This is a genomic window from Streptomyces sp. NPDC026500, assembly GCF_055567635.1.
In genome coordinates, this window is the sequence record NZ_JBVHQB010000001.1 from 198,333 (window position 1) to 219,110 (window position 20,778).

Sequence of the window (20,778 nt, forward strand, 5' to 3'; positions counted from 1 at the left end):
GTCGTACGAAAAGGGGGCGCGCCGACAGCTGCCGCACGCGCCGGTGGCTCACGCCGTGGCGCGCATCGCTCGTACAGGTGAGTTGAGACCTCTTCGAAACATGGCCCACTTGGCAGGCCCATGCGCGCCGACGAGTCACGTACTGGCATGGGATCGTCCAACTACCTTTACTTCAAAGGAAGTTAGCCACTTTGGATCATGCAGAAACGTGCCTGTCAACGCGTGCATATGCGTCCGCACTACCCCACCGCATGAGCCCTACTATCGGCTCGCCATGACAGCAGCAGGGAAGCACCAGGTGAGCCGGGCGGAGACCTCCCGCCGAGGCGGTCGGCCGGGCCGGGCGGGCATCAGAGACGTGGCCGCGGCAGCAGGGGTCTCCATCACAACTGTGTCCGATGCCCTCAACGGCAAGGGCCGGCTCCCGGACGCCACCCGACGCCATGTCCGCGAAGTCGCCGACCGGCTGGGCTATCGCCCGTCGGCCGCGGCCCGAACCCTCCGTACCGGCAAGTCGGGCCTGATCGGCCTGACCGTCACCACGTATGGGGATGAACCTTTCACCTTCACCGAGTTCGCGTACTTCGCCGAGATGGCCAGAGCCGCCACCTCGGCCGCACTCGCCCGGGGATACGCCCTGGTCATCCTGCCCGCGACCTCCCGCCACGACGTGTGGTCGAACGTCGCCCTGGACGGAACCGTGGTCATCGACCCGTCCGACCAGGACCCGGTCGTCAGCGAGCTGGTCCGCCAAGGGCTGCCAGTCGTCTCCGACGGTCGCCCCGCGGGATCGCTCCCGGTCACCGCCTGGGTGGACAACGACCACGAGGCCGCGGTCCTCGGCATCCTCGACCATCTGGCCGCCGCCGGTGCCCGCCGCATCGGCCTCCTCACCGGCACCACCACGGACACGTACACCCACCTCTCCACCACCGCTTACCTGCGCTGGTGCGAGCGCGTGGGCCAGGATCCGGTGTACGAGGCCTATCCGGCGCACGATCCATGCGCCGGAGCCGTCGCCGCCGACCGCCTCCTCGCCCGGCCCGACCGCCCCGACGCCGTCTACGGCCTCTTCGACCCGAACGGCACGGACCTGCTCGCCGCGGCCCGCCGCTACGGTCTGCGCGTACCCGACGACCTGCTGCTGGTCTGCTGCAGCGAGTCGACGGTCTACGCCAGCACCGAGCCGCCCGTCACGACCCTCTCCCTCAAACCGCGCAGAATCGGCACAGCCGTCGTCCAGCTGCTGATCGACGCCATCGAAGGGGTCGAATCGGACCAACCGGTCGAGCAGGTGATACCGACGGAGCTGATCGTGCGGACCTCGTCGCAGCGCCGTGAGCCCCGTACGACCGTCAGTCCGCCCCGATCACCCGAGCAGGGTTGACGCCCGATGCGACAAGGGCGGGGCGAGCCCCGCCCAATTCGGGCGAAAACCGCGGTGAACTGGGCTCCTGTTCCGATTCACCACCCCTGGGTCATCACATGGCGCGATCCGCATTCCTATGATGGGCGGACGACACCGCGGGCCGCTGCGACCAGGCAGTCCGAACCGGTGCAGATGCGGCGCGATCGTGGTGGAGGGGTCGATGACTCAGGGGGCCGGTCAGGGACCCGAGGTGGTGCGGACGGCGACGTTGCGCGACTTCCGGGTACCCGGGTACGTCCACGAGACCGGTCCGTATGCGCAGAACACGCCTCAGGGCGAGGGCGCAGGACCCGTCGGGGAGACCGCGCGGTACGCGTCGGGAGAATCCTCGCCGTACGCGTCCGGGGAGTCTCCCGCGGAGTTTCCGGGAGAGTTCTCCGAGGGGTACACCCCCACACAGCGGGATCTGCCTGTCATCAATCGGGGTGACACCCTCCAGGTCGCCGTCGACCCCGCCGGCACACCCGCCCCGGCGCCCGGCGCGGGCCCCGGCCCGCTGTACGTCGTCGGGGATGTGCACGGCTACCTCGACCAGCTCGTCGCCGCGCTCCAGGAGAAGGGCCTCCTCGACGCCGCGGGCAACTGGTCGGCCGGGACCTCGCGTCTGTGGTTCCTCGGCGACTTCACCGACCGCGGCCCGGACGGCATCGGCGTGATCGACCTCGTGATGCGGCTGTCCGCCGAGGCGGCCGCGGCCGGCGGCTACTGCAAGGCGCTCATGGGCAACCACGAGCTGCTACTGCTCGGCGCCAAGCGGTTCGGCGACACCCCCGTCAGCTCCGGCGCGGGTACCGCCACCTTCCAGGCCGCCTGGCTGCTCAACGGCGGCCAGAAGACGGACATGGACCGCCTCCAGGACCACCACCTGCAGTGGATGGCCCGCCTCGACGCCATGGAACAGGTCGACGGGCACCTCCTGGTGCACTCCGACACCACCGCCTACCTCGACTACGGCGACTCCATCGAAGCGGTCAACGACACCGTCCGCGAAACCCTCACCCGCAACGACGCGGACGAGTGCTGGGACCTCTTCCGCAAGTTCACCCGGCGCTTCGCCTTCCGCGACGACGGCGCCGAGGCCGTCCGCGAACTGCTCGACGCGTACGGCGGCACGCGCGTCGTCCACGGTCACAGCCCCATTCCGTACCTGCTGGGCGAGGTCGGCCCGGAGGACGGCGACGCCGGCGCGGGCCCCGTGATCGAGGGGCCGCACCTCTACGCCGACGGGCTGGCCATCGCGATGGACGGCGGAGTGACCATGGCCGGAAAGCTGCTGGTCCAACAACTTCCGCTGGATATCTGAGCGTTCACCGGGCAGGCGTCTCCCGGGCGGACCACTCCAACCAGGGGCCAATTTCTGGAAACCCCCTGTCACGGCGTGCCGTCACCGCTCTACCATCGGGTTATCCGTAGCAGGCTCCCCTCCGTTTCTGCCCAACGGCTCGTCAGCGTGCGAGCCACCAGCCCTACGGAGCATCGGGGGATGCAGATGAACAGCGTTCCGCAGCACCTGCTGAGCGAGGACCGCCAGGAATACGAGCGGATCCTCGATGAGGCGCTGCGCTCCGCACCACACCGCCCGGAACTCGCCGCTGTCGGCCAGCGGCTCAATCTCGAACAACTGCGCACCATGGCGCTCAACGCCACGGCCCTCATCACGACGGCCGCGTCGGACGAGTACGCGCACTACGTGAAGGTCCGCGAGGAACTGCGCCGCCCGGCGCGGTCCACCCCGGTCATGACCGAGGAAGCCGGCTCCATGGAGCCGGGCACGACCGCGATGGGGCTCGCCGCCACCGTCGGGGAGGTCACCGAGACCGCCGGTGCCGGCGCGGTCGCCGTCGTCGCGGTGCTCGCCCCCGTCCTCGCGGGCACGGCCGCGGCGATCTTCCTGCTCGTGGGCTACGTCCTGAAGATGCTCGACCCCGAGCCGACCATCGCCAGGACTCTCCTGACCACCGGATGGGTCTTCGGCGCGGTCACGGCGGCCGCGATTCTGGTCGCCGCGGCCGGACTGCTGCTGACCGCACTGCGCAACAGCTCGTCCTCGCTCCAGGCAGGAGCGGGCGGCGAGCTGACCGAACAGGTCATCCGGGCCAAGGAAGCCTGGCGCGATGCCCTGCTGGAGCGCGGCGTCCTGCCGTTCCTCCGGGAAGCTCTCGCGGACCCGGGCTCGGCGGCGCTGGGCCGCCCGGCACCGGCTCCGAGCCGTATCCCCCACCTCGGCTACGACCGGCCGGGGTTCAGCAGCCCCGACGGCGGACCCGCGGCCGGCCCGCGCCCGAGCTTCTCCAGCCCGGACTTCTCCAGCCCGGACTTCGGGGGACCGGAACACCAGCCCGAGTGACCCGGTCGGCCGACGGCCGGGTTCAAGGGAGGAAAAGGGCCCGCGCGGGCGCGCGGGCCCGTACGGCCTTCGCGGGTGCGGGCCCCTAGCTGTCACGGGTGCGGGCCTTGCACGGCCGTCACCCGGTGCGGGCTGTACGGCTGCCACGAGTGCGGGCCTGTACAGCCGTGGTGGGGTACCGTCCCGCGGGGGTCGTCCGCTGCCTTCGGACCGTCTCAGATGATGCCCAGCCGCCGTGCCTCCCTCGTCCACGAAGGGAACTCGGACAGCAACCGGTCGTAGAGCTCCGGATCCGGTACGTCGCTGATGTCGTCGACCGCGAAGAAGCCCACGTTGTCGACGCGACGGCCCGGCAGCGTGTCGAACCGCTCCAGAACGCCGTAGTTGGAGCGCCCCAGTCCGACGAACTGCCAGAAGATCGGCTCGTCCACCGCCTCACGCAGCTCCTTCTCGATCTCCTTGTTGCGGTAGACGCCGCCGTCGGAGAAGAAGAGCACCAGCGTGGGATCGGTGGCCGGGTGCTCGCGAACATATGTCCGGACCTCGGCGATCACCTTCTGTTCCTCGTTCTGGATCCCGACCGCCCGCATGTCCACCTGACCCGGGAGCAACCCCTTCCGCGGCTTCTTGCTCCGCCGGAACAAGGTCAGTTCACCGACCCGGACATGGCGCTCCAGCCACTCCGGCAGGTCCCCGACGGCAAGGTCGGGCAACCGGGCCGGGTTCGAGGCGAAGGTCCACGCCTGCATCTCTCCGTCGTCGTCCAACTGCGCGGCCACCGCGGCCATGCGCTCCACCACATCGGCCACGACACCCTTCGAATACAGGAACGCCATCGACCCGGAGGCGTCCAGGACCAGGATGACGCGGGCCATGACACCCACTGCCCCGTGCTTGCGCAGACTGACCGCCACCTGCTCCTTGCGCAGGGAGAGCCGCTTGCGCATGTCCACGGGCAACCGCTCCTCCCCCTTGATGAGACGAGGAGCCGAGTCGGCGACCGGGGTCGAGGGAGCCGTGGGGACGGGCGCGGTCGGAGGAGTGGGGGCTGGTGGGAGCGTCGGTGCGGTCGGGGGCGTCGGTCGGGACGGGGGCATCGACGGGGAAGAGGACATCGGTGCGGAAGGGGGCGTCACCGCGTGCCGGGGCGGAACGGCGGGCGGGGCCGCGGAAGGTACCGCCTCCCCGGGCGAGGTGCCACCGGAGCCCATGACTCCGGAGGCCGCGCCCTTGGAGCCCGCGTTCCCGGAGGCGCCCGGCTCCTCGTCCACACTGATCCCGAAGTCGGTGGCCAGGCCGGCGAGTCCGGAGGCGTAACCCTGGCCCACCGCGCGGAACTTCCACTGGCCGCCCCGCAGATACAGCTCACCCCCGATGAACGCCGTCTCCGTCGTCGCCTCCATCTCGAAGAGCGCCAGCTCCTGCCCGGTCGCGGCGTCGAGCAGCCTCAGCCGCAGACCCGACAACTGGCCGAAGGTGCCCCCGTCGGCGGAGGCGCCCAGGACGACCCGCTGGATCTCCGGCTCCAGAGCCCTCAGGTCCACCCCGACGGTGTCCGTCGTCCCGTCGCCCTCCCTCCGCTTCCCCAGGTGACGCACGGCACCGGAGGCATGCCTCGGCTGGTTGTAGAACACGAAGTCGCCGTCGTCCCGCACCCGTCCGTCCGCACGGAGCAGCAGGGCCGAGGCATCGGCGTCCGGCGCACCCGGGCCCCCGGACCAGCCGAGCACGACCTGCACCTCCTGCGCGGCAACGGGAAGGTTGGCGCCCTTGCTCATCGATGTCGGTGTCATGAGCCCAGTCTGCCTAGAGAACCCGCCCCCGGAACCGACCGAACGCCTGGGCACACACCGGACAGCCCCGAGTCCCCCGTCCCACGCCGCCCGCCCCGAAGTCGGCACACCCGGCTGAACACCGCCGCACCGACACGGGTCTGGCCCCCTGGCACGAAGCACAGAGCACCGAGCACCGGACAGGGCATCAGGCACCGGCTCAGGGGGAGCTGGCCGCGTCCGTCGCGGCTCGTACGAACTCGCGAAGCCGCTCGGTGGTGTTGCCCTCCATCCACACCAGTCCCCTTTCGATCGGGCGCGCGTCGTGAAGGGGCACGTAGGCCACATCGGGCCGGGGGTAGTACTGGCGCGAGTGCTCTCCGACCGGGAGGACGCCCCTGCCCATCGCGACCAGAGTCAGCATTTCGGAGAACGACCCGCCGACCGGGCCCTTGGGAACGGGCCTGCCCGAGGGGGTGCGGTCCGGTGTGCGGTCCCGCTTGAACCCCGCTGAGGTCACCTGTGGGTACTGCACCACGGGGTGTTCCGCGAGCACCTCCACGGACACCCGCTCCTCGCCGGCCAGCGGATGACCCGCCGCCACGGCCAGTACCCGTCTCTCCCGCAGCAGCGCGGGCCCGCAGGCCATTCCGTCGAAGGGGAACGAGGCGAGCAGGACGTCGATCGAACCGTCCAGCAGACTCGCCCTGGAGTTGGACAGCTGAACCTCCCGCACGTCGACCCGGCAGTCGGGGTGCCGCTCGCCGAACAGGCCGACCGCTCTGAGCAGTGCGGGTGCCGTCCACTCGCCGAGGAAGGCGACCCGCAGTTCCCCGGTGACCCCACGACTGGCGTCGGCCGCCCTTCGCAGCGCCGCCTCCATCCCGGCGACCAAGGGCGTCAGATCGTCCGCCAGCTGTCGGCCGATCGGGGTGAGCGCGACGGACCGGCTGTTACGTTCGAACAGCAAGCCGCCGACTCTGCGTTCCAGCTTCTTGATCACCTGGCTGACCCGCCCGGTCGTGATCAGCAACCGCTCGGCGGTCCGGCCGAAATGCAGTTCCTCGGCCAGCGTCAGGAAGGTCTCGATCTCCAGTCGCTCCAGCATGAAACCCCCCGGCGTTAAATCTGGCTCAACGGTCGTACGTCGATCATGCCTTGATGGAGAGATGTCCCGCGGCGGATCGTAGAAGGCGTCCACCCGGCCGTCGGAGAGAACCCGACGAGTCCCCGGACACCCGGTGCACAGCGCGTCCTTGCTCGGCACCACCCACCCCACCCTTCTGAAACGGGACCCTCATGAACTCCTCGGACATCACCGCCTACTTGAACGAACTCGAAGGCCCACTGCGCGACGTCGGCGAGAGGATCAGGCCCGTCATCGACTCGGCCCTCCCCGACGACTCCGGCGCGCTGTGGCACGGTCATCTCACCTGGAGCCTCGGAGACAAGCCGGGTCAGACCCCGGTCTGCCTTCTCAAGGCCTACAAGTCCTACGTCACCTTCGGCCTCTGGCGCGGCCAGGAAGTGGCCGACCCATCGGGCCGACTGGTCGCCGGAGCCCGCCGGATGGCCTCCGTGAAGCTCAGCCGTGCCGACGACGTCGACCCCGCCGAGTTCAGCGAGTGGCTCCGTCTCGCCGTCGCCCTGGAGGCGAAGTGACCCCGGTGCGTGTGAAGGCCTTCGACCACCTGGTCCTCAACGTCGAGGACGTCGAACGGTCCCTGGGCTTCTACATCGGACTGCTCGGCCTGGCACCCGTACGCCTCGCCGAGTGGCGGGACGGCCAGGTCCCGTTCCCGTCGGTGAGGGTCGCCGCGGAAACCGTCATCGACCTGGTCGCCCATGCCCGCGGGGAGTCCAACGTCGACCACATCTGCCTCACCGTGGAACCACTGGACTGGGACGAGGTCATCGCGTCGGGATCCTTCACGGTGCTTCAGGGTCCCGTGGAACGCTTCGGCGCGCGGGGCACCGCCACCTCGGTCTACGTCCAGGACCCGGACGGCAACACGGTGGAACTGCGCTGGTATCCGCAGGACGTCGCGGCATGACCGGGCGGCCCGAGGGCGACGGTCCGGGCGTTCCGTGTCCCGGACCGCGCCCCTGTGGAACAGCTCAGTCGGCCAACGGCAGGTACACGCGGTTGCCCGCCTCCGCGAACTCCCGGGACTTCTGAAGCATGCCCTCGGAGATCTCCTCCGCGGAAGCGCCTTCGGCCGCGTCACCGCCGAACCGCTCGTTGATGCTCTGGCTGATCTTCATCGAGCAGAACTTCGGCCCGCACATGGAGCAGAAGTGGGCCGTCTTGGCGGGTTCGGCCGGCAGCGTCTGGTCGTGGAACTCCCGTGCCGTGTCCGGGTCGAGAGCCAGGTTGAACTGGTCCTCCCACCGGAACTCGAAGCGGGCGTCGGAGAGCGCGTCATCCCAATCCTGTGCACCTGGGTGCCCCTTGGCGAGGTCGGCTGCGTGGGCGGCGATCTTGTAGGTGATGACGCCGGTCTTGACGTCGTCACGATCGGGCAGGCCCAAGTGCTCCTTGGGCGTGACATAGCAGAGCATGGCCGTGCCCCACCAGGCGATCATCGCGGCACCGATGCCGGAGGTGATGTGGTCGTACGCCGGCGCGACGTCTGTCGTCAGCGGGCCGAGCGTATAGAACGGAGCTTCATCACAGATCTCCTGCTGAAGGTCGATGTTCTCCTTGATCTTGTGCATCGGGACATGTCCCGGGCCTTCGATCATCGTCTGTACTTGAAAACGCTTCGCGATCGTGTTGAGTTCCCCGAGCGTCCTCAACTCGGCGAATTGTGCCGCGTCGTTGGCGTCCGCGATGGAGCCGGGCCGCAGACCGTCGCCGAGCGAGTAGGTGACGTCGTACGCGGCAAGGATCTCGCAGAGGTCCTCGAAGTTCTCGTACAGGAACGACTCCTTGTGGTGCGCGAGGCACCAGGCCGCCATGATCGAGCCGCCGCGCGAGACGATGCCGGTCTTACGGTTCGCGGTGAGCGGCACGTACGCCAGGCGGACGCCCGCGTGGACCGTCATGTAGTCCACGCCCTGCTCGGCCTGTTCGATGACCGTGTCCTTGTAGATCTCCCAGGTCAGCTCCTCGGCGCGGCCGTCGACCTTCTCCAGCGCCTGGTAGAGCGGCACCGTGCCGATGGGGACGGGGGAGTTGCGCAGCACCCATTCGCGCGTCGTGTGGATGTTGCGTCCGGTCGACAGGTCCATGACCGTGTCGGCGCCCCAGCGGGTCGCCCAGGTCATCTTCTCGACCTCCTCCTCGATGGAGGAAGTGACCGCGGAATTGCCGATGTTGGCGTTCACCTTCACCAGGAACCGCTTGCCGATGATCATCGGCTCGATCTCCGGGTGGTTGACGTTCACGGGCAGCACCGCCCGGCCGGCGGCGATCTCCTCCCGTACGACCTCGGGGTCGACGTTCTCGCGGACCGCCACGAACTCCATCTCGGGCGTGATCTCGCCGCGTCGGGCGTACGCGAGCTGGGTGACCGCCTGCCCGTCGCGCCCCCGGCGCGGCTGGCGCGGCCGCCCGGGAAAGACAGCGTCGAGGTTGCGCAGCCCTCCGCGCGGGGATGTGTGCTTGATCCCGTCGTCCTCGGGGCGGACGGGACGGCCCGCGTACTCCTCGGTGTCTCCGCGGGCGATGATCCAGCTCTCGCGCAGCGGCGCCAGCCCCCTGCGCACATCGGTGTCGACGGTCGGATCGGTGTACGGGCCGGAGGTGTCGTACAGGGTCACGGACTGACCATTGGTGAGGTGCACCTGGCGAACCGGCACCCGCAGATCGGGACGCGAACCCCCGACATACGCCTTGTGCCAGCCGATGGACTTCCCGGCCTCGCCGTTCGGAGACGGCGGCGAAGCCCCGTCCGTCTGGCTGGAGACAGGCGTGCGTACGTCCTTGTTGGTCATGAGACCTACTCCCTACGCCGGCATTACCCGGTAACAGGTTCAGCGGTCGACGCAGCAGCTTCCGTTCGTCGATGTTTCATGTGAAACATCGCGAGTACGGAGGTCAGCGCCCTCTCAGCCCGGTGCTCCGAGCTCCCGCGTGTGCAAAGGTGCCTCCACGCTAGCGTCATATTTGGCGCGGTGAACAGAGGGCCCCTGTCCGTTCTTGCGATGATCGGGCGGTGACAACGACCCGACAGCACCCGTTCCCGCCGTCCGAGCCGCCGCGCGGTCCGGGTTCCGGCGACGGCCATGGGCATCGCTCCGGCAACGGACAAGGGCACGACCGTGGGCCGGGTGGTGATCCTGGCCCCGGACCGAGAAGCGAGCACCACGGTCCCGGCGGCGGGCACGGGCCGGGTCCCGCCGGTGGGCACGGCGAGGGTTCGAGCGGCGGGCACGGGCACTCGCACAGCCACGGTCCCGCCGCGCCGGTCTCCAAGCACCTGCGCAAGGTCATCGCCGCGGTACTGATCCCCTTCGCGGCCGCGGTCGCGGTGGGTCTCGTGGTGCTGTGGCCCGGCGGCGCGCCTTCCCACCAGCGCACCGGTGTCGGCTTCGACCGCCAGACGCAGCAGGCGACGGTCACCAAGATCGACCAGGTGGACTGCAAGTCCGTGAACGCCTCCGCGGAGACCCCGACGGGCGGCGCCTCCACCGCCGGGGGATCCTCCCCTCAGAAGCCGGCGGCGGGTGAATGCAAGAAGGCGACGGTCCGGATCGACACCGGCAAGGACAAGGGCCGTACGTTCATCGAAATCGTTCAGCCGGATCAGTCACGGCAGTTGCACCAGAGCGAGAAGGTCGTCGTCGCGTACGAGCCCTCCGCACCCAAGGACCTCCAGTACTCGGTCACGGACGCGAACCGGAAGCTGCCCCTGTCGCTGCTCGCCGGGATCTTCGCCGTGGTCGTCGTGGTGATCGGCCGCATGCGCGGCGTCATGGCGCTGGTCGCCCTGGCCATCAGCTTCATGATCCTGAACTTCTTCATCCTGCCCGCGATCCTGCAGGGCTCGAACCCACTGCTCGTGGCCGTGGTCGGTTCCAGCGCGATCATGCTGATCGCGCTCTACATGTGTCACGGCCTGTCGGCCCGGACATCCGTGGCGGTGGTCGGCACCCTGCTCTCACTGGTGCTGATCGGTCTCCTCGGCTCGGTCTTCATCGACTGGGCCGTACTGACCGGCAACACCGACGACAGCACCGGCCTGATCCACGGTCTGTACCCGTCCATCGACATGAGTGGTCTGCTGCTGGCCGGAGTCATCATCGGCTCGCTCGGCGTCCTCGACGACGTGACGGTGACGCAGACGTCCGCGGTCTGGGAACTGCACGAGGCGAACCCCACGATGGGCTGGCGCGGCCTGTACCGCGCGGGCATCCGTATCGGCCGCGACCACATCGCGTCGGTCGTCAACACGCTCGTCCTGGCCTACGCGGGCGCCGCGCTGCCGCTGCTGCTGCTCTTCTCGATCGCGCAGAGCAGCGTGGGCACCGTCGCCAACAGCGAACTGGTCGCCGAGGAGATCGTGCGCACCCTGGTCGGATCGATCGGTCTGGTCGCCGCCGTGCCGGTGACGACCGCGCTCGCCGCCCTGGTGGTCGCCGCGGACCGTGAGGGGACCGCGCCCGTTCCCGTGGAGCCCCAGGCCGCCAGGACGCCGGCGCGGAGCGGGAAGGGGCGCCGCCGCAAGCATTGAGCCGTCTGCCCGAAGCGCTGAAACCATCCTGCACGGACGCTCCTTGTGAGGAAGCGTTACTCCGCTCCGGGCTGCCTGGACTTCAGCCCGCACTCTGCTCTTCCGCGAGGATGCGGTCGAGCGCTTCGTCGAGGGATGTGTCGAAACCCGCGAGGGAGCGCTCCTGCCCGAGCGGCACCAGCTTGTCCGTCCGGTCGAGAAACGCGACGAGCGGCGCGGCCCCGGACCGGAACAGTGCGTGATCGCCACCGACCTGAAGCCGGATCAGCACCTCGCCGAATTCCTCCGGGTCGGCCGGAGCGATGTGCACATCGCCGTCACCGCACGGCCTGCCGACTCCGTCGATCAGCAGCTCCCGCCCGAACGCCCAGGTCACAGGCGCGTCGCCGGGCAAGTGGAAGGTCAGTCGCACGGCATACGGATCACCGGTCTCGTATCGCAGCTCGACCGGAATGCGGAAGGACAGCTCCTCGGACACGAGGAAACTCATCATGACCTCTGCCTGCACCGACTCGCGCATCGCCTACCCCGTCGTTTGCCATCGACTGGCCAGGAATCGTCCCCCTGACACTGCTTGAAATCTTGCTCAACGTGCATGCCGCATTACAAGGAGTGAGTTTTCAGATACTGATAGAGATGGCGAGTGTTCCTAGCATCCTGCCGACTTCGCTCTGCAACTTCCTTGCCGCAGGCATCAGTCGGTCGACCTGGTGGGAAGGGAGGGAAAGCGCCACGGCCGCGGCCGAACTGCCGGCAGTGATCGGGATCGCGGCACAGACGGTGCCCAGCGCGTACTCCTGCCGCTCGGTCACCGGCTCCATCCGCCCCATCCGTTCCAGACGCCGCAGCAGACGGTCCTTGTCACGCACCGTGTAAGGAGTGATCGGCCGCACCGGGTAGCGGTCGAGGTGGTCACGCCGGGACTTGTCGTCCAGCTGGGCCAGCAGACACTGGCCGATCGCGTGGGCGTGCCCGGTCTCACGGAAGTCGGCCCACTCCTCGACGGCGGGGTTCGCCGGTGTGTCGGCGACGCACACGACCTCGATCTCGCCGTCGCGGTAGACCGCGTAGTACACGGGTGCGCCGAGCTGATCGCGCCAGTGCGCGAGCATGTCCCTCACCGTGCTGCGACGTTTCTGCTGGGCTCCGCTGCTGCTCAGCCGCTCCGCGGCCTCACCGAGGAAGAACAGCCCTCTGTCACGGCGCAGATAGCCCTCGTGAACCAGGGTGCGCAGCAGGTGGTAGGCGGTCGGCAGCGCGAGTCCCGCCTCCCGGGCCAGCTGTTTGGCGGGGGCACCCTGCTCACGCGAGGCGACGGCCTCCAGCAGACGCATCGCCCGCTGGACCGAGCCGATCAGAGTGGTGGGGTGGGAGTCCAGAGGGGCGGCCTCGGGCTCCGCGGGAGGGGTGCTGGCGAGCCGTGGCGTCCCCGCGGCCGGGGACGGCGAACCGCGGGTCACCGACGGCCTGGTGTGCCCATCCGCCGCCGAAGTGCGCCGAGTGGGCGCCTCCGCCGTCGGAGTTCGTGGCGGCGCCGGCTCCCTGGGTGGAGCCGGCGAGGGGCGTGAAAGGGGCGGCTCCCCCGGCGAGGTGCGCGGCTGGACCGGTGGAACGCGTGCCGCCGCGGGCGTGCCCGATCGCCGGAAGGGTGGAGCGACTGATGGTGCGGGTGCGGTGTCAACCGTGGCCAAGGGGCACTCCGAAGCGCGAGGAGGACCGCCCGTGCGGGGAAACACGGGAGGGGGCTGTGCGCTGCCCGCGGGGGTCGGCCCCGCGTCGAGTTCCGGACTCTAACCCCCAGTCACCGCTCGCATACGGCCTCGCCGGAAAACTTCCCCCGGCCGAGGGAACCTTGGGTTCCCTTTCCCTCTTCGCCGTTACCTGTCGCTCACCCTCTCGCGCCTCACCAGTCGCTGTGCGAGGAGGAACTCGACACGAACTTCCGCACGATGTAGATCAGCCCGCCGACCAGCGCGACGAAGATGAGCAGCTTGAAGAGCAGGCCGATGAGGAAGCCGACGATGCTCGCTATCAGAGTGCCGAACACCACCAGGGCGATGACCGGCACCGCGACCCACTTCACCCACCACGGCATACCGTTGAAGATCTCTCGCATCGCCCTGTCCTTACCTCTCCTCGCCCGTGGCCCCGACGCCGGGACACTGATTCCGGGTTCTCTGATGTCTCGCATCCGATGCTAGGCCGGAGAGGGGGCCGTGCGGTGGCCTCGCATCCCTTGTCCTCCCCTGACCGTCCCCCTAGGGAACCCTGAGACGCGGGTCAGCTCTCGGGCGGAGAGAACACCACCAGGACCCGCAGATCCTCCGTGATGTGGTGGAACTTGTGGGCGACCCCTGCGGGTACGTAGACGACGCTGCCCCGTGCCACCTGAGTGGTCTCCAGGCCGACCGTGATCGACGCACGCCCGCTCACCACGAAGTACACCTCGTCCTGGGCGTGCGGCTTCTGCGGGTCGAGGCCGCCCGAGTCGAGCGCGTACAGCCCGACCGACATGTTCCGCTCACGCAGAAACTGCAGGTAGGCGCCGTCGTTGGCGGCGCGTTCCGCCTCCAGTTCGTCCAGCCGGAATGCCTTCATCGCCCTCGTCCGCTCTTGTGCACCGCAGGCTGTTTCCACAGCCCCTTCTTGCAAGTCGATCTCTCTGCCACGATCAGACACATGAAGAATTTCGTAGTCAAGACACTCGCCAACGCGGGGGCCCTCGCCGTCGCCGTCTGGCTGCTCGACAAGATCACCCTGACGGGCGACAGCACGGGCAAGAAGATAGGCACGCTCCTCCTCGTCGCACTGGTCTTCGGACTGGTGAACGTCCTGGTCAAGCCGGTCGTGAAGGTACTGACCTTCCCGCTCTTCATCCTCACGCTCGGCCTGGTCACCCTTTTGGTGAACGCCTTGATGCTGCTGCTCACCTCGTGGCTCGCCGACAAACTCGACCTGAGCTTCCACGTGGAGGGCTTCTGGACCGCCGTCCTGGGTGGCCTGATCATCTCCGTCGTCTCCTGGGCGCTCAATGTCGTCCTGCCCGACAACGACTGAGAGAGTCCCATGACCTACCGCGTCTGCTTCGTCTGCACCGGCAACATCTGCCGCTCGCCGATGGCCGAGTCCGTGTTCCGCGCCCATGTGGCGGAGGCCGGACTCGGCGAGCTGGTCGAGGTCGACAGCGCGGGCACGGGCGGCTGGCACGAGGGCGACGGCGCCGACGAGCGCACCGTCGCCGTGCTGGAAGCGGGCGGCTACGAAAGCCACCACGCGGCCCGGCAGTTCCAGGCCGCGTGGTTCTCCCGTCTCGATCTCGTCATCGCCCTCGACACCGGCCACCTCAGGGCCCTGCGCCGCCTCGCGGCCAGTGTCGAGGACGCCGGGAAGGTCCGGCTGTTGCGCTCGTACGACCCGGCCGCGGGCGACCACCTGGACGTCCCCGATCCGTATTACGGACATATGGACGGCTTCGAGGAATGTCTTGAGATGGTGGAGGCGGCGAGCCCCGGTCTGCTCGCCGCGGTACGAGAGCAAGTGGGAGGACGAGCGGCATGACGTCAGGGGATTTCGTCACGGCGAGCGGTGAGGACAAGGGCGCGGCGGGAGAGAGTGAGGGCACGTGGGCGACGGTGCCGGGCGACGGTACACGGGCGGTGCGTGCCGGGCTGCCCGAGCCCGTGAAGTACGAGCCGACACTTCCCGGCCCGGTCTTCGCAGCGCACTTCCATCTGCCCGGTGAGCCCACCGGCCCGTACACCTACGGCCGCGACGAGAACCCGACCTGGACCCTCCTGGAGCGCGCCATCGGCGAGTTGGAGGCGCCGGGGCAGGACTCCGTCGAAACGCTCTCCTTCCCCTCCGGCATGGCCGCCGTCTCCGCGGTGCTCTTCTCCCAGCTGCGGGCCGGCGACATCGTCGTCCTGCCCGACGACGGCTACCAGGTGCTGCCGCTGGTGCGTGAGCAGCTGACCGCGTACGGCATCGAGGTACGCACCGCCCCCACCGCCGGCGATGCCCAGCTGGAGGTGCTGGACGGCGCGAAGCTGCTGTGGATCGAGACGCCGTCCAATCCGGGTCTCGACGTCTGCGACCTGCGCCGCCTCGTCGCCGCCGCGCACGCGCAGGGCACGCTCGTCGCCGTGGACAACACCCTGGCCACCCCGCTCGGACAGCGCCCGCTGGAGCTGGGTGCCGACTTCTCCGTGGCCAGCGGTACCAAGATGCTCACCGGGCACGGCGACATCCTCCTGGGGTACGTCACCGGGCGGGACGCCGCTCTGATGGCTCCCGTACGACGTTGGCGCAAGGTCGTCGGCGCCATCCCCGGCCCGATGGAGGCCTGGCTCGCCCACCGCTCGCTCGCCACGCTCCAGCTGAGGGCCGACCGGCAGACGGCCACCGCGAAGACGATCGCCGAGGTCCTGCGGGACCGGCCCGAGGTGACGGGCCTGCGCTACCCGGGGCTGCCCGACGACCCCTCGTACAAGATCGCGTCGCAGCAGATGCGTCGCTTCGGATGCGTAGTCTCCTTCACGCTGCCCTCCCGCGAGCGTGCCGAGCGATTCCTCGACGCACTGCGCCTGGTGGACGACGCCACCAGCTTCGGCGGGGTGCGGTCCACGGCCGAGCGGCGCGGCCGGTGGGGCGGGGACTCGGTCCCGGAAGGCTTCATCCGCTTCTCCGTCGGCGCCGAGGACCCCGAGGACCTGGTGGCGGACGTGCTGCGGGCCCTCGACGCATCAGCGGAGTAGAAGCGGCCCCGGCGACCGGATCAGTACACCCGCTACGCATTACGGACGGTCCGAGCCTCCCCCCTCGTGGCTCGGACCGTCCCGGTTCCGCGCGCGAAGAACCGCGCGAACAAGGCTAGTTGACTCTGTGTCAGTGTCCAATCACAGTAGCGACAGAGACCTATCGACTTATTTATAGTTAGGGCTCGCGCGGGGGTGCTGAAAGGGGAGGGCACCATGGACTTGGCCTTGCTGCGCACTTTTGTGACTGTGCACCGGGCCGGTTCCTTCACTCGTGCCGCCGCGCTGCTCGGTCTGTCCCAGCCGGCCGTCACCTCACAGATCCGCACGCTGGAGCGCCAGTTGGGGCGACCCCTCTTTCTCCGCCAGGCGCGCGGGGTGACCCCCACGACCATCGGCGACGAACTCGCCCACAAGGCGGCGCCGCATCTCGATGCCCTCGTGGAGATAGCCGAGACCGGACTCGACGACGACTCGTCCCTTCGCACACTGCATCTCGCGGGGCCACCGGAGTTCACCGCGGAACGCGCGTTGCCCGCTCTCACGGAGCTGACCGGCGACGACGGCCAGGGCTTCGCGCTGCGCGCCTCCTTCGGCAACGCGGAGGAGACCATGGAGGGGCTCGCCGCCGGACATCATGATCTGGCTATGACGACGGCCCAGCCACGCGGCGCGCTTCTCACCGCGACTCCGCTCTGCGACGAGGAGCACGTCCTGGTCGCCGCTCCGCGCTGGGCCGCGGAAATCGGTCCGGGCAAACTCCGCCGCAAGGGCGCCCACGCTCTCGAGGACTTCCCCATCGTCGAGGTCCACGAGTCGCTGCCGCTCGTCGCCCGCTACTGGGCCTCGGTCTTCGACTGCCGGCCGGCCGCCTCCGGCACGGTTGTCGTCCCGGATCTGCGGGCGGTCCTCGCCTGCGCCTCCGCGGGCGCCGGCCTCGCCGTCCTGCCCAAATACCTCTGCTCCGACGCCATCGAACGTGGAGACGTCGTGGCTCTCCTCGACCCCCCGGTACCCCCGTTGCGTACGTACTTCCTTGTCGTCCGGACCGGAACGCTCGCGATGCCGCACATCGCCCGAGCGTACGAATGGCTGCTGCGGGCGGCCGCCGACTGGAGCTGAGGCCGGCGCGGACCGGGAACGGGGACACCGGGCAGAAACACCCGCTGCCGAGGCCCGAACGGCGGCAGTTCGGACCGAAGTCCGTCCCCAGTTTCCCGGGAGCCAGGAAGGGCTCCAGGACGTTTCACACGGAATCGCGGCCGCACGATGTTTCACGTGGAACCAGCCGGGCCACATTTCTCCCATGACCGTCCGACCCGTGGTCAAGCGCACCGCCCGCGCCGTTCTGCTCGATGGTGACGACCTGATCTTGATCAAGCGCACCAAGCCCGGCGTCGATCCCTACTGGCTCACACCGGGTGGCGGGGTCGAACCGGAGGACACGACTGTCGTCGAAGCGCTCCATCGTGAGGTGCACGAGGAACTCGGCGCCAAGATCGTCGATGTGGTGCCCTGCTTCGTCGACACGGTCGAGCACATCGGCGACGACGGCGGCGCGACCGGTGTGAAGGTCCAGCACTTCTTCGTCTGCCGGCTTGAGTCCATGGACCCCGCGCTGCGACACGGTCCCGAGGTGGACGAGCCGTGCGGTGAGTACGAGATCGTCCGCGTCCCGTTCACCCGGGTCGGGATCGCCTCCGTGCACCTCGTGCCGCTTTCGCTGAGGCACTATCTCGACGGGAACATCGAGGGCGTTCGGGCCATGCACGCACCCGACCTGGGCTGACGCGGAGAGACGTCGCCGTAGGTCAGCCGCCTGTCACGACGAGTTCTTCCACCGAGTCGTGACGGATGCGGTCCGACGGGATGCCTATGTCCCTGAGTGCGTCGACGCCGCTGCGGATCATGCCGGGCGGCCCCGAGAGATACGCGTCGTACTCGTCCCAGGGCCCGTACTCGCGTACGACGTCCGGCAGCTGGAGATGGGCCCGCCGGTCGACGACAGAGCGCACCGAGAGCCAGGGGTGGCTCCGCTGGAGCCGCAGCATGGTGTCGATGTCGTAGAGGTCGTGATCGGTGCGAGCTCCGTAGAAGACCTCGACGGGGCGGCGCTCCCCGTGTTCGGCCACGTCCTCGACGAGGGCCTTGATGGGAGCGATGCCGGTGCCGCCGCCCAGACAGAGCAGACCGCTGTCGGTGGTGTGGTCGACGGTCATCGATCCGGACGGCGGCCCGAGCCGGATCACATCGCCGGGCCGGGCCCGGTGCACCAGCGCGTTGGAGACCCAGCCCGCCGGAACCGCCTTCACATGGAGCGTCAGCAGCCCGTCCGAGCGGGGCGCCGAGGCGAAGGAGTAGTGCCGCCAGATCCGTGGCCACCATGGTGTCTCCAGGCTTGTGTACTGCCCGGCGAGAAACGGGTACGGCTGGTCGGGCCGGACGGTGATGACCGCGACGTCCGGCGTCCTCAGGTCGTGGGAGACCACCTCGGCGAACCACCAGGGCGGAGCGCGCAGCTCGTCGGCGGCAGCCGCGTCGATCATGACCTGGGAGATCGTCGTGTACGTGCGCACCCAGGCCGCCTCCGTCTCGGCGTCCCAGATCGCCGAGGCGTACCGGCCGAGCGAGCCGATGAGGCACTCACCGACGGCCGGGTAGTGCTCGGGCCGGGTGCCGTACTTGCGGTGTCCCCGGCCCAGGTTCTGCAGATACGCGACGAGGACCTCGGTGTTGTCGATGTGCTCGGCCGCGGTCAGGAGGGCCTTGAGCAGCCGGTCCCGCTGGGTGTCCATCGCGGCGGGGAAAAGAGGACGCAGTTCTGGGTGGCGCACGAAGAGCAGCGCGTAGAAGTAGGAGGTGACCTTGTCTGCGATGTGACCGACCTCGGCCATGGTCCGGCGGATCAGCACGGCGTCGGGGGACGCCTCGGGGGCGGGAGCGGGCTGTCGGCCCGTCACCAGCGGCTCAGAGAGGGCGCCAGGCGGAGGAGAACCATGGTGGGGCTGCGGGGACCCGTGCTCGGGCGCGGAGGCCTGTGAGGGCCACGGAGAGCCGAACTCCGTCTGCCCGGAGCCCGATCCAGGTTGTACGGCTTCGTGGGCGGGCTCCGGCTCGAAATGCCGCGCCTCGGACGGTGCCGGCGGAAGAAAGCGCCACCCGGGCGGTACCGGCCCGGCCGGCAGGGGCTCGGGAGGCCGCATTCCCGAGGGCGCGGCCTCGTGCGGGCGCATCTCCCGGGGTGTTGTCCCGTGAGTCCGCGTCTCGGTGGGGGCTGTCCCATCGGACAGCGGTGCTGCCTCACCAGGAGCCGTCGGCGCTTCGGCGACCGAGGATATTCGTTCCTGCTCGGGTGTCCGTTGTTCGGCCTGCTCAAGGGTTCCCTGACCGGAGGCCGCTTGCTCAGGGACGGCTTGGCCGGGTTGCCCCTGCGCCGCGGCCGACCGGCCCACCGGGCGCAGCGCGGCCAGTCGCCGGCCGTCCGATGGCCCCTGGTCACCGCTGGGAGCCGTCGGCTCATTGCGCGACGTGAACCAGCCGCCCCCGTCGTTGCCGCCTGAAGTGCCGTTGTCGGCCGACGTGGTGGTCGGAGCGTCCATGGTCTGCCTCGCCTCGAACATCTTTCGGTCGGTCTGCGCACCTCCTCGGTCGGAAGATGCCTGCTTTCCCCCCGCAGCCGGTTTGCTCGCCTTCTCGGTTCAGTCCTCGTCGGCCCAATGCGGCCGCACTGGAGCCGGATACCCACCCGTACGGGAACGTGAAGCGAGAGTGCGCATTGGCCGCAACGCCCTCATCGAGCATCGCACTCCGGGTCAACGCCCGACCGCATAACGGAAAATGCGGGTTTTCGATCTTCGCGTCCCGTTACGCTTCTTTGGCCTGCGTTGCCATTCGCCCGTACCACGCAGGGCGTGTACCCATCTCGGCCGCCCGAACCGGAGTCGACCGTACGGGCAGTGGCTCTCGGCAGGAGTGCCCTCTTCCCTCAAGGCGAAAGGCCGGGGACCGGCCGACCGATGCCTCAATTACCGGGTGTGGCATGCCAATTGATAGGCAACGCGCAGGTCCCGTCCCACGTAGGAGTGAGTGGCGAGGCTGCGCAGATGCCGGTCCGCATTGACCGCGACGGACACCGGTACAACGTGGAAAAGATCCTTGTCCGAGAGGGAGTCGCCATAGGCGACACAGTCCGTTCGGGTGACCCCGAACTCTTCACATAGGCGGTCCGTGATCTGCACCTTTGCCGCGGCGCTGAGAACGCCCCCCGGGTCCACCGGTTCCGCGAACGGGACGGCGGGAAAGCGCGAGCCATGGGCCGCATGCGCTCCCCACGACATCAGGCGTTCCACAAAGAACGAGGGCGACAGTGAGACGACGGCGCAGTAGTCGCCGTTTCGTCGGATCTCCCTCCAGACGTCTTCGATCCCTGACATCCATGGCGCACCGGCGAAAGCCGACGTCACATGCGCTTCGGTGAGTTCCGTCCAGAGATCATGCACCCGCGTCGCATACTCCGGAGGGCCTATACGCCCTGCGGAGATGGCCTTTTCGAGCGCCAAGGTCTCGGCTTCCAGCCCAAGCTGCCGGGAAATCTCCAACGGCGCGGTACTGCCGTGGAGCAACGTCCCGTCGAGATCGAAGAGATGAAGTCTCGCCATGTCCGTCGAGGCTACTGCGGCAGCCCACGCTCAGGGGGCCGAGGTTTCACGTGAAACAGCTGTCCGCTCACTGCTGCTGAACATGGCCAAAAAATGGTGGGACCGCCGGGAAAGCGGTGGACGGCAGGGGCCCGTGTCGG

20 protein-coding genes are annotated in these 20,778 nt (G+C 69.0%); 11 read left to right on the forward strand and 9 right to left on the reverse strand.

From position 1 onward, the window contains the following. Positions 1 to 274 precede the first annotated feature (274 nt). From ACZ4N5_RS00900 to ACZ4N5_RS00910, 3 genes are all read left to right on the forward strand, one after another. Positions 275 to 1,387 carry a LacI family DNA-binding transcriptional regulator gene (locus tag ACZ4N5_RS00900; protein ID WP_467755024.1) on the forward strand — a complete coding sequence of 371 codons (1,113 nt, stop codon included), beginning with the start codon at positions 275 to 277 and terminating at the stop codon, positions 1,385 to 1,387. 202 nt (positions 1,388 to 1,589) lie between these two features. After that, entirely contained in the window at positions 1,590 to 2,732 is a 1,143-nt protein-coding gene (locus tag ACZ4N5_RS00905) for a metallophosphoesterase (RefSeq protein ID WP_467755025.1), read from the forward strand. A gap of 180 nt (positions 2,733 to 2,912) precedes the next feature. Continuing rightward, complete coding sequence (locus tag ACZ4N5_RS00910; RefSeq protein WP_467755026.1) at positions 2,913 to 3,776, forward strand: hypothetical protein; 864 nt, start codon at positions 2,913 to 2,915, stop codon at positions 3,774 to 3,776. Positions 3,777 to 3,991: 215 nt separating this feature from the next. On the opposite strand, the gene ACZ4N5_RS00915 is transcribed toward ACZ4N5_RS00910, so the two are convergent. Both ACZ4N5_RS00915 and ACZ4N5_RS00920 read right to left on the reverse strand, forming a co-directional pair. After that, positions 3,992 to 5,569 (reverse strand): VWA domain-containing protein, encoded by a 1,578-nt coding sequence (locus ACZ4N5_RS00915; protein WP_467755027.1) that lies wholly within the window; start codon positions 5,567 to 5,569, stop codon positions 3,992 to 3,994. A 199-nt stretch (positions 5,570 to 5,768) separates the two neighbouring features. Next, positions 5,769 to 6,656 carry a LysR family transcriptional regulator gene (locus tag ACZ4N5_RS00920; protein WP_467755028.1) on the reverse strand — a complete coding sequence of 296 codons (888 nt, stop codon included), beginning with the start codon at positions 6,654 to 6,656 and terminating at the stop codon, positions 5,769 to 5,771. Positions 6,657 to 6,847: 191 nt separating this feature from the next. On the opposite strand from ACZ4N5_RS00920, the gene ACZ4N5_RS00925 reads away from it, so the two are divergent. Further along, on the forward strand, positions 6,848 to 7,210 hold the full coding sequence (locus ACZ4N5_RS00925; protein WP_467755029.1) for a DUF1801 domain-containing protein: 363 nt from the start codon (positions 6,848 to 6,850) through the stop codon (positions 7,208 to 7,210). Positions 7,211 to 7,215: 5 nt separating this feature from the next. Next, positions 7,216 to 7,602: a VOC family protein gene (locus ACZ4N5_RS00930; RefSeq protein ID WP_467755380.1), complete on the forward strand. Its 387-nt coding sequence runs from the start codon at positions 7,216 to 7,218 to the stop codon at positions 7,600 to 7,602. Between the two features lie 64 nt (positions 7,603 to 7,666). On the opposite strand, the gene thiC is transcribed toward ACZ4N5_RS00930, so the two are convergent. Then, positions 7,667 to 9,487, reverse strand: a complete 1,821-nt coding sequence (gene thiC, locus ACZ4N5_RS00935; protein ID WP_467755030.1) for a phosphomethylpyrimidine synthase ThiC — start codon at positions 9,485 to 9,487, stop codon at positions 7,667 to 7,669. 221 nt (positions 9,488 to 9,708) lie between these two features. Between thiC and ACZ4N5_RS00940 the strand changes: the two genes are divergently transcribed. Then, the gene (locus tag ACZ4N5_RS00940; RefSeq protein ID WP_467755031.1) at positions 9,709 to 11,226 is read left to right on the forward strand and encodes a YibE/F family protein; all 1,518 of its coding nucleotides are present in this window, start codon (positions 9,709 to 9,711) and stop codon (positions 11,224 to 11,226) included. An 82-nt stretch (positions 11,227 to 11,308) separates the two neighbouring features. Here the strand turns inward: ACZ4N5_RS00940 and ACZ4N5_RS00945 are convergent, their stop codons facing one another. The 4 genes from ACZ4N5_RS00945 to ACZ4N5_RS00960 form a co-directional block, all read right to left on the reverse strand. Continuing rightward, positions 11,309 to 11,746 (reverse strand): SsgA family sporulation/cell division regulator, encoded by a 438-nt coding sequence (locus ACZ4N5_RS00945; RefSeq protein WP_355848194.1) that lies wholly within the window; start codon positions 11,744 to 11,746, stop codon positions 11,309 to 11,311. Positions 11,747 to 11,846: 100 nt separating this feature from the next. Next, complete coding sequence (locus ACZ4N5_RS00950; protein WP_467755381.1) at positions 11,847 to 12,560, reverse strand: IclR family transcriptional regulator; 714 nt, start codon at positions 12,558 to 12,560, stop codon at positions 11,847 to 11,849. 569 nt (positions 12,561 to 13,129) lie between these two features. After that, positions 13,130 to 13,342 (reverse strand): DUF5326 family protein, encoded by a 213-nt coding sequence (locus ACZ4N5_RS00955; protein WP_467755032.1) that lies wholly within the window; start codon positions 13,340 to 13,342, stop codon positions 13,130 to 13,132. Between the two features lie 164 nt (positions 13,343 to 13,506). Next, the gene (locus ACZ4N5_RS00960; protein ID WP_467755033.1) at positions 13,507 to 13,824 is read right to left on the reverse strand and encodes a cupin domain-containing protein; all 318 of its coding nucleotides are present in this window, start codon (positions 13,822 to 13,824) and stop codon (positions 13,507 to 13,509) included. Between the two features lie 81 nt (positions 13,825 to 13,905). Between ACZ4N5_RS00960 and ACZ4N5_RS00965 the strand changes: the two genes are divergently transcribed. The 5 genes from ACZ4N5_RS00965 (at position 13,906) to ACZ4N5_RS00985 (ending at position 17,769) form a co-directional block, all read left to right on the forward strand. Continuing rightward, positions 13,906 to 14,283, forward strand: a complete 378-nt coding sequence (locus ACZ4N5_RS00965) for a phage holin family protein (RefSeq protein WP_261703764.1) — start codon at positions 13,906 to 13,908, stop codon at positions 14,281 to 14,283. Positions 14,284 to 14,292: 9 nt separating this feature from the next. Next, entirely contained in the window at positions 14,293 to 14,784 is a 492-nt protein-coding gene (locus ACZ4N5_RS00970) for a low molecular weight protein-tyrosine-phosphatase (protein ID WP_467755034.1), read from the forward strand. Next, entirely contained in the window at positions 14,781 to 15,980 is a 1,200-nt protein-coding gene (locus ACZ4N5_RS00975) for a cystathionine gamma-lyase (RefSeq protein ID WP_467755035.1), read from the forward strand. The genes ACZ4N5_RS00970 and ACZ4N5_RS00975 overlap by 4 nt, the downstream gene beginning before the upstream one ends. A gap of 216 nt (positions 15,981 to 16,196) precedes the next feature. Beyond that, positions 16,197 to 17,102, forward strand: coding sequence for a LysR family transcriptional regulator (locus tag ACZ4N5_RS00980; protein WP_467755036.1), 906 nt, complete (start codon positions 16,197 to 16,199; stop codon positions 17,100 to 17,102). 184 nt (positions 17,103 to 17,286) lie between these two features. Then, positions 17,287 to 17,769 carry an NUDIX hydrolase gene (locus tag ACZ4N5_RS00985; protein ID WP_355848175.1) on the forward strand — a complete coding sequence of 161 codons (483 nt, stop codon included), beginning with the start codon at positions 17,287 to 17,289 and terminating at the stop codon, positions 17,767 to 17,769. Positions 17,770 to 17,791: 22 nt separating this feature from the next. Here ACZ4N5_RS00985 and ACZ4N5_RS00990 read toward each other — a convergent pair whose 3' ends face one another. Both ACZ4N5_RS00990 and ACZ4N5_RS00995 read right to left on the reverse strand, forming a co-directional pair. Further along, on the reverse strand, positions 17,792 to 19,579 hold the full coding sequence (locus tag ACZ4N5_RS00990) for a globin domain-containing protein (RefSeq protein WP_467755037.1): 1,788 nt from the start codon (positions 19,577 to 19,579) through the stop codon (positions 17,792 to 17,794). A 426-nt stretch (positions 19,580 to 20,005) separates the two neighbouring features. Then, entirely contained in the window at positions 20,006 to 20,638 is a 633-nt protein-coding gene (locus ACZ4N5_RS00995; RefSeq protein WP_467755038.1) for an HAD family hydrolase, read from the reverse strand. Positions 20,639 to 20,778 lie beyond the last annotated feature (140 nt).